Here is a 13,987-nt window from a genome sequence, read left to right as displayed (position 1 = left end):
ATCTAAGTTCTGTGAGTGATTCTTAAATGAAGAAAAAAATACTTTTTATGCTTATTAATATGAATATAGGCGGTACAGAAAAAGCATTACTCAATATGATATCTGAGATGCCGAAAGAAAAGTATGATATTACACTGCTAATGCTAGAGGAATACGGAGGACTTCTAAATTCGATCCCTCAAGGAGTTAAAGTTAAATATTTAAAAGGGTATGACAGAATAAAAGAAACTATTAATAATCCTCCTCAAGTATCAGCAATAGAATTTTTAAAAAAAGGAAGAATCATTGATACTACTAGCTTAATAACAGTACATCTTATAACGAAGATGAAGAAAGAAAGAAGTCTATTTTATAAGTATATTTTAAGAAATTACCCTGTTCTAGAAGAAGAATATGATGCAGCAGTAGCTTATGCAGGACCCATGGACCTTATAAGCTATTTTGTTATTCATAAGATAAAGGCAAAAAAGAAGATACAATGGATACATTTTGATATTACAAAAATTGGTTTTAATAAGAAATTTGCAGAAAGAATTTATAGGCAGTTTGACAAGATTTTTGTGGTATCAAATGAAGGTAAACAAAAACTTATTGAACTTATACCGAGTTTAAAATACAAAACTGAGAAGTTTTTAAATTTTTTGTCTCAAGAACAGGTTTTAAGGCTTGCAGAAGAAGGCTGCGGATTCCAGGATGACTTCTGTGGATATAGAATCCTTACTGTAGGAAGGCTAAGTAAGGAAAAGGGGCAGGATTTAACAATCAAAGTGTTAGCTAAGTTGAAAGAAGATGGCTACAATGTTCGATGGTACTGTATAGGTGAAGGTAGAGAGAGAAAAGAATATGAAAGATTAATTAAAGAACATAACTTAGAAGATGATTTTTTCCTTCTTGGAGCAAAAGAAAACCCATATCCATTCATGAAACAATGCGATATCTATGTACAACCTTCTCGGCATGAAGGATATTGTATAACACTTGCTGAGGTAAGGTGTCTGAACAGGCCTATCATTGCTACAGATTTTACAGGGGCAAAAGAACAAATAAAAAATGGTGAAACAGGTATCATTGTACCTATAGACGTCGGAGAAATATATCATGGGATAAATAGATTACTAAGAGATAAGACTCTACGAGAAAACCTCTCCTACAATTTAGCTAATAAAAATATAAGTAGTTTATCAAAAGATATTCAAAAAATAACGTTTCTGCTTTAAATTAAATAGGTATTTTTATTAGAAGGGTAGAGATTTATGAAAAGTATCATTATAGTTACTCGAAGAATGATCATGGGTGGTATAGAACGAGCATTAATTTCCATGCTGGAGAAAATTCCAAAAGATCAATATAATGTAACAATTTTAGTGATGGGATCTGGTGGAGAGCTTTTAGATAAAATCCCTAGTCATGTAAAAGTAAAATGCATGTATGGAAATGAAAAAACTACAGGAAAAAAAATATGGAATTTAATAAAGAGGAGAAAATTCATAGATGCTTTTAAGGTTGGGCTTTATACATCTTTAGCAAAAAGAGCTAATTCTGTATTCAAGCAGGAAATGTATCTTTCTAAGACCATATCATTTGATGAAAATAGATATGATTTAGCAATTGCTTACCACGTTCCTGCATCTTTTCCAGTAGTTTATGTTGCCGATCAGATTATTGCAAATAAAAAAGTTGCATGGATACATAGTGATGTCTCCAAATATAAAAATTCTCTAGGGAAGTATAGAAGATTTTATCATAAATATGACAAGATATTCTGTGTTTCATATTATTCAATGTTAAAATTTAATGAGTTATTCCCTGAATTCAAAGAAACTACATCAGTATTCTACAACATCTTAGATAAAGAGAAACTTAAATGCATGTCCGAGGAGAATATAGGCTTCGAAGATAGCTTTAATGGTATAAGGATATTAACCGTAGGAAGATTAACCCCTGAAAAAGGTCAGGATCTTATTCCGAATATACTTCGTAGATTAGTTTCAGAAGGCTATAATGTCCGTTGGTATTGTATAGGTGATGGTAAATCCAGAAAGGAAATAGAAAATAAAATAATTGAAAATGGTTTACAAGATAAATTAATTCTACTTGGTACAAAGAATAATCCTTATCCTTACATGAGAGATTGTGATCTGTACGTACAAACTTCTCGCCATGAAGGGTATTGTATTACTTTAGCAGAGGCAAGAGCACTATTTAAACCAATCGTTACAACTAACTTTCCAGGAGCGATGGAACAAATAATAGATGGAAGAACGGGAAGTATTGTCAAATGTGATGAAATAAGCTTATACAACAAAATAGAACAATTGTTAAAAAATGAGTATGTATTAAAACAGTTTGAAACAAATCTCAGGTCCATGGATGTAGATAATATTTCTGAAATTCACCAACTACTCAAAATGATATAGGGATTGATAGATTTAATTGTAAACTTACTTTTTTTATTTACTAAGTTATATAGAAGCTTTTTCTCACCTACCCTCATTTGGAGGAGAATATAAAATTATAAAAGGATGATATAGGTGAAGGATACAACAAATAAGATAATTATGCTTTTTAGCAAAAGAGAAAAGTATAAATTATTATTACTATTTTTTCTAATGATTTTCGCAGCGCTATTTGAAACAGTTGGAATAGGTTTAATTGTACCCTTTGTGGGAATTGTTACCGACCCAACAATAATTGAAAATCAAACTAGTTTGCAGTATATTTATAATTTGCTGAATTTTAATTCCCATAAGGGATTTGTGACATTTTCAGTTGTTATATTATTAGCGGTTTTTATATTAAAGAATTTATATATATTATTTTTTCAATATGCACAGGGAAGGGTAATATACAATCAACAAGTCAAGCTATCCCAAAGATTATTCAAAAAATACTTAACAAAACCATATTCTTTTCATTTACAGAGAAATACTGCTACATTACTTCGAAATGTAAGTAGAGAAGTACCTAAGGTATTTAATGGGATTATTATGGCAGGATTTCACTTACTCACAGAAATACTTATTATCATCTTTATCGTATTATTACTGATAGTAACGGAACCGTTCTTAACACTTATAGTGGCCAGCGTATTAGGTGGAAGTTTATTTTTATTTTTAAGAATATTCAGGAAAAGAGTTAAGGAATTAGGAGCTGAACAGACAGAATTTAATAGTGATTTGATAAAATGGGTAAATCAAGGATTGGGCGCAAGTAAAGAAGTTAAGGTGTCCGGAAAAGAAGATTTCTTTGTTGATGCATATACTAAACCCAATGTATTACTCGCTAAGAATGGTATATATATGCGGATGTTAGATTTAGCACCAAGACTTTTTATAGAGACCATAGTAGTATCAATAGTATTAATAACGATGCTAATCATTATTTTTCAAAATGTAAATACTTCTAATCTTGTATCGACTATGGCATTATTTGCAATGGCTGCTTTTAGACTTATGCCGTCTATAAGTCGGGTAATAGGATTAATTAATAGTATACGCTATAATCAACCCGCATTGTCCGCTGTCTACGAAGATTTATTTATGGATAATGAGCTTTGCGAAAACAGTGAACCGAATCTGAATTCTACTTTTAAACAAGAAGAAAGCAATCTACCAAAAAGAATGTTTAAAGAAGAAATACGATTAAAGAATGTCTCATTCCGTTATCCTAATCAGAAAAATTTAGTAGTTAAGGATATTTCGCTGACAATTCCAATTGGTCAATCAGTGGCTTTTATCGGAGAATCTGGTGCAGGAAAAACAACTATTGTTGATATAATTCTTGGGCTCTTTCGTCCAGAAGAGGGATCCGTTACTGTAGATGGAAAAGACTTATTCGAGCAAATACCACTTTGGCAAAAAAAAATTGGTTATATTCCTCAAACAATATATTTGTCAGATGATACTATTCGAGGGAATGTTGCATTCGGTATAAACAAAAAAGAGATTGATGATGCTGTAGTTTGGAAAGCACTAGAACAGGCACAGCTAAAGGAATATGTTGAATCTTTGCCTGATAAATTAGAAACAACTGTTGGAGAACGAGGAGTAAGAATTTCTGGAGGCCAAAGACAACGTATTGGAATTGCCAGGGCTCTCTACCATAACCCAGAGATATTATTTATGGATGAAGCAACATCTGCACTTGATAATGGAACAGAACAAGAGATTATGAAGGCAATTAACGGATTGAAGGGAGAGAAGACATTAATTATAATAGCTCATCGCTTAAGCACCATACAAAATTGTGACGTTGTTTTTAAAATAAACAATGGAAGGTTAATGTCAAAAAGTAAAAAAAATTTGGAACAGTCTGTTATGTAATAATTCAGTGATTAGTTTGAGACCAATTAAGCGAGGTGATTCACGGTTGTACCAATACTCATCTATTAATAATTTTATAAGTATAAATAAGAAGTTCCCTATAATTTTGTGGCCGTTAATTTTGTTTAATTGTAAACCATTAATGCCTAGAAATCCAATTAAGAGGATTAAGGTAATATTGAATTATGCTCTTCAATATAAAAAAAATAAGTTCAAAAAGAAATCATTAATCATAGATGGGGATATTGCCCTAAGTGTAGGAAACAATAACTATAAAATAATAAGGTTAAAAGATAGGGTTATTTATACGATTTATGATGAACATAACGAAAGTTATATATTAAGGAGTTTGAGATTTAATAAAAGTAGTTTAATGTATGAAAAAATCTACGATGTAGATATTGAAAATAGGATAATAAAAGGAAGGTTCTATAACGGGCACCATCCTAACCTTATAAACGCTTCTATTAATAACCATCTTAGAGATAAAATAAGTGATATGTTTATAAATTTATTATATAAATCAGCTATTAAGGAAGTTGAGTCCCATGTTTATGCCAAATTTTTACTAAGTAAATCTCTCGGTATTCTAAACAGAAATTCGGGGAAATTATCTGAAGAACAAATAGAAACAGTAAAAAGTTTCATTAAAATAGAGTATGAAAAGTTTATAAAAAGTTATTCGCGAAATAAAATTATCCTAACTTTTAGTCATGGAGATATAAAACAGGACAATTTACTAGAGGTAAATAATGAAATAGTACTGATAGATTGGGAGTTTTGTGAATTTAGAACTCCCTTTTATGATTTTCTTAAGTTTAAAGCGAGATTCCCTTTTCTTGGAGAAGAATTTTATGATTATATTCTGGAAAGAATTAATAGGTACTTCAAGGAGTCAGATATTAATAATCTCCTGAGTGATTATTTTTACACTCATTCTATAAATAATAAAGAACTTTTTTATCTGGAGGATGTTTATTTAAGATTAATACAGTTCGAGACTAGACAATTTGCAAGCGATTTTTCAAGGATAATTAGATTTATTAAGGGAGTAGAGGTTTAAGTATAAAAAAACCTAAACTAGATGGAATTCAATATCCAAAATTATGAAACGTTGATTATAAGCTCTGATATAATCACCGATTTAAGACTTTTAGAAAAACTGCCAAAACTAAAAGAAGAAAATATAAGTAATAACAGAATATAGGTAAAGTTAACTTTTTATAAAGGATATTTATTAATTATGTGTTCTTAATTAAGAATATATGTTAGGAGGAGGAACGTTTGATTGTTGACATCCATAATCACATCCTTCCCGGTCTAGATGATGGCCCTAAGAATTGGGACGAAATGATTCTGTTAGCCCGGCAAGCAGTGGATACAGGAATAGATCATGTAATTGCCACACCGCATCATAAGCATCAACATAAAAAACATTTCTATGAAAATAGTCCATCTAATATTTTGAAATTAGTTGAAGAGGCTAACGAATTGCTAAAGGAACAGAATGTCCCATTGGAAGTTCACCCTGGAATAGAATTTCATTTACATGAGCAAATTCTTGAAGATATTGAAGAAAGATTCGAGGATTTTCTCACGTTAAATAATACAGGAAAGTACATGCTTATCGAACCCCCCTGCCATCACCTGCCAGAGCAAACGGAAGAAGCACTTTCCCGATTGCAGAAGAAAGGGTTCACGCCTATTATTGCCCATCCGGAGAGAAATAGGATTATAAGAAAAAATCCTGGACTCATCTACAAATGGGTAAAAAACGGGATTCTAGTCCAAGTAACTGCAGGAAGTATTACCGGTATGCATGGAAAAAGGCTGAAAAATTTCTCCAGGCATTTATTGGATCATGAACTTGTTCATTTTATTGCTTCTGATGCCCATCATCATATTCGGCGAAAGTTCGAACTGCAAAGTTGTTATGATTTCTTAGATCGTCAGTATTCCTCTGACTATCGGCAGTACTTGCAAACGAATGCAAGTAATACATTAACTGGAACGGACATCAAGATCAACCAGCCAAAGTATATTGAAAAAAGAAGGCAATATTTCTTCTTATATAATCATCCATTAAATCGGATCAAAGAACAAAATCTTTAATCATTACTTCGGAGGTGAAACTAGTTTGAAAAGAATCACGGATTTAACGGTTGCAATCATCCTTATCGTTCTTTTTTCTCCTATTATGCTATTTATTGCAAGTTTGATTCGGATCAAAATGGGGGCACCAATTATTTTTAAACATACTCGACCTGGATTACATGAAAAGCTTTTTCATGTGTATAAGTTTCGAACAATGATTGATAAAAGGGACGAGACAGGCAAAATGCTTCCAGGAAAGGAAAGATTGACAAAGCTCGGAATATTTTTAAGAAAATATAGTTTGGATGAACTGCCTCAGCTTTTTAATGTCATCAAAGGAGATTTAAGTTTGGTCGGACCACGCCCCTTACTAACCGAATATCTATCTTTATATACAGCCGAACAAGCCAGAAGGCATGATGTAAAGCCCGGTATAACAGGATGGGCACAAATTAATGGAAGAAACTCAATTAGCTGGGATGAAAAGTTTGAACTTGATATTTGGTATGTCGACCATCAATCGTTTCTTGTAGATTTAAAAATACTGATTTTGACCGTAGTGAAGGTTGTGAAGAAAGAAGGCATTGGTGCAAAGCAGCACTATAGTATGGAACATTACAAGGGAATGTCGAAAAACTTATAAATTTGAAGAGGTGCTATTGTGGAAAAAATCTTAATTACAGATGTTGGCGTAGCTCCAGCAGAAAATGTTATAAAGTCATTTAATCAATCAGCAAAGAAAGAAGAAATCATTGGCGTTTCGAGGAATCCAATTCAGCTATTTTCATCAAAAGCGGATACAAAACGTCATATTCCATATGAGCATGCGTTTGGGGATGAATATAAGAAAGCATTGCTCAAATTACTAGCGGATGAAAAACCGAGTTTGGCAGTTTTTATGAATGATAGAGAAATTTTAGAAGTATCAAAGCTTCGAAATGAAATTCAAGCAGTGGGCACTAAGTTATTTATGCCCGATCATGAAGTTATTGAGACATGTACAGATAAATATCTATCTTATAAGATCTGGGAGTCAGAGGGAATTAAAGTTCCAAAGACTGTTCCCATTAATGAATCATCTGATTTAAAAAAGGCTTTCGAACAATTAGGTGATAAAGAGGGGAAAGTCTGGCTAAGATCAACGATTGGTGCGGGTGGAAAAGGTGCGCTTCCTACAAATGATTTTGAGTTTGCACAAAACTGGATTGATATCTATAAAGGCTGGGGAAGTTTTACAGCATCAGAATTACTTCAGTCTGAAAAAACCGTGACCTGGTTGTCAATTTGGTATGAGGGAGAACTGGTTGTTGCTCAGACAAGACGTAGAAAGTCATGGGGCTTCGGAAATCGAACACTCTCAGGTGTAACAGGTATTACTGGTGTTGGTGAAACATATTCTGATGAAACGGTTAATCGAGTAGCAAAGGACACTATCTATGCGGTTGATCCAAAACCTCATGGCGTCTATGGAGTCGATATGACATATGATCAAAATGATTTTCCAAATCCGACTGAAATCAACATGCGCTTTTTTACGACTAATTATTTCTTTACAGAAGCAGGGCTGAATATGCCTGAAATATATAAAGATATCATGCTTTATCAAAAGTTTCCTTCATTAGAAAAGAAAATTAATCCTCTTCCGGATGGGCTTCTTTGGATACGAGATATGGATAGAGAGCCAATTTTAACAACAGAGAAAGAAATCAGTAAATTGCTAGAGATTCAGCAAGTACCAACACATTTATAAATCTTGGGTAATGAAGAGCCAGGTAGATGGGGAGGGAATGCTAATTATTAGTCGTTGTGGAAAGTTAATTACTCAGAAATTCCTATTCTTATATCTAGGTTTTTTAAATATCCTAGATGGAGTTTTAACCTTTTGGGGCATTAGCTTTTCTTACATCAACGAATGGAATCCGTTTATGAATGCTCTTTTTGAAGCGCATCCTTTGTTATTTCTATTCTTCAAGGTATTCCTTTCCTGTTTAATAAGCATATTGGCTTTTATAAATAAGGTTCCTCTTAAAACTTGTACGAAGGTCCTAGTCGTAGCTGCATCAATCCTATATTCGGGTGTTAATGTTCTACATTTATACTGGATTATTCCTCTTGTTTGAAAAATATCAAAAAATGCAGGCCCTCCCCCAAAAAGAAAGCCTGCATTTCCCAATCCCTATTATCACTCCGCCTTCGCACCCTGCACATCCAACGAAATCTTCACCTTATCCCCAACCAGCACGCCGCCAGTTTCTAGTGCTGCGTTCCAAGTTAATCCGTACTCACTGCGGTTGATGACGCCTTCAACGCCAAATCCAACTTTTTCATTGCCCCATGGATCTTTTCCAGAGCCTTCGTAAGTAACCTTGAACGTTTGAGGTTTTGTTACATCACGAATCGTGAAGTCACCTGTTACATCATATTCACCGTCATCTGTTTTTGCGATAGAAGTGGATTTGAATGTCATTTTTGGATAGTTTTCTGCATCAAAGAAATCTGCAGAACGAAGGTGGTTATCGCGGTCTTCGTTACGCGTATCTACGCTTGCAGTCTCAATGCTGAATTCGATCACAGCTGATGTTAAATCAGTTGGATCTGCCTCAATTGCTGCATCAAAGTTCTTAAATGTCCCTTTCACGTTTGCAATCATCATATGTTTTACAGAAAAATCTACGCTGCTGTGTACTGTGTCTACTGCCCATTTTGTTTTTACCATCTAATATCTCTCCCTATTTTAAAATAATATTTTTAATTCGTTAATCTCAAATTCGAGATATTTTAATTCTAAATGAATTATAATTGCTAAACATATTCAGTGTCAATATAAAAATCCCTTATTATTTTTATTTAATTGGTAAAAATAAGTAAAGGATCACAAGATGAAAGGATAGTGGCAGATGAATCAACCAGTCGGCTATTTAAAAGAATTTTTATCGAATTACACAGACCGGTCAGATGTAGCACAGGAAATTTACTCGATTATTCGGGAGAAAGATTTCACAACAGAGTCATCTTTTGTACGAGAGCTCAATGAACAGCATATTAGCTTTTTGGATCAAATTCTCTCAGATGCGATTAGTTATGCTAAAAATGAGCAAGACGAGGAACGTGCAAATCAATTAAATGAGATATACGAACTACTTTTCTAGAAAAGAGGACAATGACCACATTCAGTCATTGTCCTCTTTCTCTTCCACATATGGATCATGCTCAAATGCCGGCAAATCGCCGAATGACGTCATGATTCCTTCTTCATCAAGGTTCTGTTCATAGCGTTCATGCTGATTATTTGGATATACCGTAATATGCTTACCTGTGATATCCGTACCCACAAAGTTCTCATATTCCTCTACATAGCCGGTGTTTTCTTCAGACTCATTGCCAACGTCATTATAGTGGCCGGCTACATTGTAAAAATCGGATGGTGATTCCGATGTGCCCCAGCTTTGGACCTCTTGCCAAGCATCTTCCGCATCAAAAGCAGTCGTTTCATCCTTTTCATCTTGGTCGAACTTGCCAAAAGGAGGCATGAGGACTCCTTCTTCTAGCGGGCGTTCGTGTGATGTAATTTGATCTGGTGTATGTTCAATACAATAAGTGGTGGTTGGCAGTGCTTCTAAGCGGGCCACCGCAATTTCCTTCCCGCACACCTCGCACTTTCCATACGTCCCATTTTCAATTGCTTGTAACGCTTTCGTGATATTTCCTAGTTCGTTTTGAGAATGTTCATTTAAAGCGATATCCTTTTCTCTTTCATACAGCTCCGTTCCTTCATCGCCTGGGTGATTGTCGTAACTCGATAATTCACCTACCGATTCATGGGCATGTCCGGATGTTAAACCAAAATGATCATTTTGGTCAAATCTATCTTCTGCTTCTTTCTTTTGTTGTTCTAGCTGTGATTTAAACGTTTCAATCTGTTCGTTTGATAGCATCTGCAAGCAATCCTTTCCATGCGTTCTTTGCTTAGTATTCTTCATAATGGGCAGGTTAATGAGTAAAAACAGCATAATTTTTCGATAAATAATCTAAACAGCTTTGCAAATAATAAGAATAGTTAGAACACCGATAGACGATATTCCAAAACAGTGGTAAAATGTGTACTTGTAACTAGCAAGACACACAAAACGAAGAGAAAGAAGTTTTGGAATATGTCATTAAATCATTTAAATACTTTTCTTAATCGGGTTATGCCGCTGATTACTCCCGCTAGTGTTGTAATTGGAGTGCTGCTTGCCGATTTTTTTGATTCTTATACCTTTTTGGTTGTTTGGCTATTTGCCTTTATGACGTTTTCAGGAAGTCTTTCCTCGAATTTTACTTCTTTAAAACATGTTCTTGCCCATCCTTCTAATATTATCGTGGCATTATTGATTCTGCATGTTATTATGCCGCTTTGGGCTTGGAGTGTTGGTCATATTGCTTTTCCAGGTGACGTTTTCACGATAACTGGGCTTGTACTCGCCGTTGTTATTCCAACTGGGGTTACAAGTTTTTTATGGGTCACCATTTATAAAGGAAATTTCGCGTTAGCACTTTCGATTATTTTAATTGATACATTCCTTTCTCCGTTTATTGTGCCAGCCAGCATGGCTTTTATACTTGGAGAAAGCATTGAGATGGACGTCCTGTCCATGATGAAGGGTCTTTTTGGAATGGTTGTGATTCCTTCGCTATTAGGAATGATCTGTAATCAGATTACGAAAGGGAAAATTAATGAAAAGCTGGGAGCTCCATTAGCACCTTTTTCAAAAATAGCTTTGGGTATAGTAGTGATGATCAACAGTTCAACAATTGCACCTTATTTGAAAAATATTGATGCGAAGCTTGTCTTTACCGCATTGATTGTTTTTCTTGTTGCCGCAACAGGGTATATTCTTGCCTGGTTGATTGGGAAGTTACTAAAATGGGAAAGAGATGAAATTATTTCTCTCGTATTTACTGGGGGAATGAGAAATATAAGTTCAGGTGCTGTAATCGCCGTTGCTTACTTCCCACCAGCAGTGGCCGTTCCTGTGGTGATCGGCATCCTTTTTCAGCAAGTACTCGCCTCCCTTTTTGGATATTTATTGGAAAAATCGTTCAGTTCGTCGAAGAATACGATGGCGACTGCCAAGAAAAGGGACGCTGTTTAAGTTTAATAGACTCATATATTAAGGGCATCCTTGAAAAAGGGTGCCTCATTTTGTTCTTATGACCCAAATTTTCGTAAATAAAGGCAGTTACGGCCTTTAGAATGTTTCTCTAGACCCAAAATTATTATTTTTAGATATTTATGGGACATTAGAAAGAGTCTTAAAGCCGTAATCAATGATAAGATGAAGACATTGGTCCATAAGGGATAGAAAAAGCAAAAAATAAGTCGCAGAAGTGCTCTTTTACTTAGTTTTCACCAACTTCCCTCTAGTAAATTCCACCCGCAAATATACCTCAACATGCTAACCTAAAGTCACAATATAAATGAATTAGAACCACACATCAATTTTGCTAAAATTTTCTTTATATTGAAAAAATTACACTTAAATAGTATAATTCTGCTAATTATATAGTAGTTTGATATATGAAATATTTTCCACCTTTGAAGTTCTTTTTTGAAAAGAGGTGCAAGCATTGTCAGAGCCTTTGTTACAGGTAAAGAATTTAAAAACGTATTTTTACTTAGAAGGCAAGAAAGTCGCCAAAGCAGTTGATGGCGTTGACATTCACGTTCATCCAGGTGAAACGGTCGCGCTGGTGGGCGAGTCTGGAAGCGGGAAAAGTGTCACATCATTGTCGATCCTAAAACTGATAAATAAGCCTGGAAAAATTGAAGATGGCAGGATTATTCTGAATGGAACAGACATTACGCCGCTAAGCGAAAAACAAATGGCCAAAATTCGCGGCAAGGAAATATCGATGGTTTTTCAAGAACCCATGACAGCCTTAAATCCTGTTTTTACAATTGGGAATCAACTAAAGGAAACCATACGAAAGCATACAAGAGTTTCAAAAGCTGAGGCGGAACGCAAAGCAATCGAGCTCCTTAAGCTAGTAGGATTTCCTCGGGCAGAAGACACGATGAAAGAATACCCCCACCAGCTTTCCGGCGGAATGAGGCAGCGCGCGATGATTGCGATTGCGATCTCATGTGATCCGAAGCTATTAATAGCCGATGAACCAACCACTGCGCTGGATGTCACAATTCAGGCACAGATATTGGAGTTACTCAATGAAATGAAAGATAAATTGAATATGGGCGTTCTCTTAATCACCCATGATTTAGGGGTCGTTGCTGAGTATGCAGACCGGGTGATGGTCATGTATGGCGGTCAAATTGTCGAAGAAACAACGGTCAAGAATCTCTTTTTGCATCCAAAGCATCCCTATACACAAGGACTGCTTGATAGTTTGCCATCTTTGGAGAAAGAGGTTGATAGACTTGGCGCTATCTCAGGTATGGTTCCGCCTGCATACGATTTTCCAAGTGGCTGTCGTTTCTCCGATCGCTGCCGGCATGTGATGGAGAAATGCAGGACAGAAATTCCTGATCTAAAACCGATTCAAACAGGGCACAATGTGCGCTGCTGTTTGTATGAGTAAGGGGGCGATGATATGACGCAAAAAACAGATCATATACTTGAAGCGAGGAATATCAAAAAATACTTCCCTATTAAAGGCGGGATTATGAAGAGAACTGTCGGCCATATAAAGGCGGTTGATGATCTTTCACTCAGCATTGTGAAGGGGGAGACGCTGGGCATTGTTGGGGAGTCTGGATCGGGGAAATCCACACTTGGACGGGTAATCCTGCGCCTATTAGAACCAACAGACGGCAGGATTTATTTTGAAAATGAGGATATCTCTAAGCTTAAAAATAGACAGCTTCGTCCGCTTCGGCGGGATATGCAAATCGTGTTTCAGGACCCGTATGCTTCGCTTAATCCAAAAATGAATGTTCAGGAATTGATTGAAGAACCGCTGCTTGTGCAAACATCTATCAAAAAAAGGATCAGGGAAGAAAAAGCAATCAGCCTGCTTGAGAAAGTGGGTCTGCGTGCAGACGACAGATTGAAATATCCTCATGAATTTTCTGGAGGACAGCGTCAGCGCATCAGTATTGCTCGTGCTCTATCTTTAAATCCTAAATTTGTTGTTTGCGATGAGCCTGTATCCTCTCTCGATGTGTCCATCCAAGCACAGGTCCTTAATTTAATGGCCGATTTGCAGGAAGAATTGAATTTAACGTATTTATTTATTGCACATGATTTAAGCGTGGTGAAACATATTAGCGATCGCCTAGCCGTCATGTATCTCGGACGTTTGGCAGAAATAGCTCCTAAGAAAAACCTCTATGAAAATCCACTTCATCCTTATACACAAGCCTTATTATCATCCGTGCCATCCACCGATGTCCTGAATCGCCGTCAAAAAATTATTTTAAAAGGTGATCTTCCGAGTCCGGCGAATCCTCCATCTGGCTGTGGATTCAGAACGCGCTGCCCAAAGGCGCATGATCGCTGTGCAGTAGAACGTCCAGAGTTAATGGATGCAGGAGAAGGCCATATGGTTGCTTGCCATCTCTATGCGTAGTG

Annotated in this window: 14 protein-coding genes; 12 read left to right on the top strand and 2 right to left on the bottom strand. The window is 35.6% G+C overall.

The features are described from left to right. Positions 1-26 precede the first annotated feature (26 nt). From CZ487_RS21990 to CZ487_RS28075, 8 genes are all read left to right on the top strand, one after another. On the top strand, positions 27-1,217 hold the full coding sequence (locus CZ487_RS21990) for a glycosyltransferase (protein ID WP_077214391.1): 1,191 nt from the start codon (positions 27-29) through the stop codon (positions 1,215-1,217). A 36-nt stretch (positions 1,218-1,253) separates the two neighbouring features. After that, entirely contained in the window at positions 1,254-2,417 is a 1,164-nt protein-coding gene (locus tag CZ487_RS21985; protein WP_077214390.1) for a glycosyltransferase, read from the top strand. A gap of 114 nt (positions 2,418-2,531) precedes the next feature. Beyond that, positions 2,532-4,322, top strand: coding sequence for an ABC transporter ATP-binding protein (locus CZ487_RS21980; RefSeq protein ID WP_084783347.1), 1,791 nt, complete (start codon positions 2,532-2,534; stop codon positions 4,320-4,322). 46 nt (positions 4,323-4,368) lie between these two features. Beyond that, the gene (locus CZ487_RS21975; RefSeq protein WP_077214389.1) at positions 4,369-5,385 is read left to right on the top strand and encodes a protein kinase family protein; all 1,017 of its coding nucleotides are present in this window, start codon (positions 4,369-4,371) and stop codon (positions 5,383-5,385) included. 221 nt (positions 5,386-5,606) lie between these two features. After that, positions 5,607-6,434, top strand: coding sequence for a tyrosine-protein phosphatase (locus CZ487_RS21970; protein ID WP_084783346.1), 828 nt, complete (start codon positions 5,607-5,609; stop codon positions 6,432-6,434). Positions 6,435-6,459: 25 nt separating this feature from the next. After that, positions 6,460-7,059: a sugar transferase gene (locus CZ487_RS21965; RefSeq protein WP_077214388.1), complete on the top strand. Its 600-nt coding sequence runs from the start codon at positions 6,460-6,462 to the stop codon at positions 7,057-7,059. An 18-nt stretch (positions 7,060-7,077) separates the two neighbouring features. Then, a complete protein-coding gene (locus tag CZ487_RS21960) occupies positions 7,078-8,166 on the top strand; it encodes an ATP-grasp domain-containing protein (RefSeq protein ID WP_077214387.1) in 1,089 nt (362 codons plus the stop codon). Positions 8,167-8,176: 10 nt separating this feature from the next. Beyond that, positions 8,177-8,536: a DUF5658 family protein gene (locus CZ487_RS28075; protein ID WP_419865735.1), complete on the top strand. Its 360-nt coding sequence runs from the start codon at positions 8,177-8,179 to the stop codon at positions 8,534-8,536. A 62-nt stretch (positions 8,537-8,598) separates the two neighbouring features. Here the strand turns inward: CZ487_RS28075 and CZ487_RS21950 are convergent, their stop codons facing one another. Further along, positions 8,599-9,132, bottom strand: a complete 534-nt coding sequence (locus tag CZ487_RS21950; RefSeq protein WP_077214385.1) for a YceI family protein — start codon at positions 9,130-9,132, stop codon at positions 8,599-8,601. Between the two features lie 181 nt (positions 9,133-9,313). Here CZ487_RS21950 and CZ487_RS21945 point away from each other — a divergent pair, with 181 nt between their 5' ends. After that, positions 9,314-9,565 (top strand): sporulation protein, encoded by a 252-nt coding sequence (locus CZ487_RS21945; RefSeq protein WP_077214384.1) that lies wholly within the window; start codon positions 9,314-9,316, stop codon positions 9,563-9,565. Between the two features lie 21 nt (positions 9,566-9,586). On the opposite strand, the gene CZ487_RS21940 is transcribed toward CZ487_RS21945, so the two are convergent. Next, positions 9,587-10,351, bottom strand: coding sequence for a TraR/DksA C4-type zinc finger protein (locus CZ487_RS21940; RefSeq protein ID WP_077214383.1), 765 nt, complete (start codon positions 10,349-10,351; stop codon positions 9,587-9,589). A gap of 216 nt (positions 10,352-10,567) precedes the next feature. Here CZ487_RS21940 and CZ487_RS21935 point away from each other — a divergent pair, with 216 nt between their 5' ends. The 3 genes from CZ487_RS21935 to CZ487_RS21925 all read left to right on the top strand — a co-directional run bounded on the left by CZ487_RS21935 (position 10,568) and on the right by CZ487_RS21925 (position 13,985). Continuing rightward, the gene (locus tag CZ487_RS21935) at positions 10,568-11,551 is read left to right on the top strand and encodes a bile acid:sodium symporter family protein (protein ID WP_077214382.1); all 984 of its coding nucleotides are present in this window, start codon (positions 10,568-10,570) and stop codon (positions 11,549-11,551) included. 475 nt (positions 11,552-12,026) lie between these two features. Next, positions 12,027-12,995: an ABC transporter ATP-binding protein gene (locus CZ487_RS21930; RefSeq protein ID WP_077214381.1), complete on the top strand. Its 969-nt coding sequence runs from the start codon at positions 12,027-12,029 to the stop codon at positions 12,993-12,995. Positions 12,996-13,007: 12 nt separating this feature from the next. Next, entirely contained in the window at positions 13,008-13,985 is a 978-nt protein-coding gene (locus CZ487_RS21925) for an ABC transporter ATP-binding protein (protein ID WP_077214380.1), read from the top strand. Positions 13,986-13,987: the final 2 nt, after the last annotated feature.

This window comes from Robertmurraya dakarensis, from assembly GCF_900156875.1.
In the GTDB taxonomy this organism is placed as follows: Bacteria; Bacillota; Bacilli; order Bacillales; family Cytobacillaceae; genus Robertmurraya; species Robertmurraya dakarensis.
The sequence above is the reverse complement of the archived record's forward strand: the minus strand, read 5'-3'. Positions and strand labels throughout refer to the sequence as shown.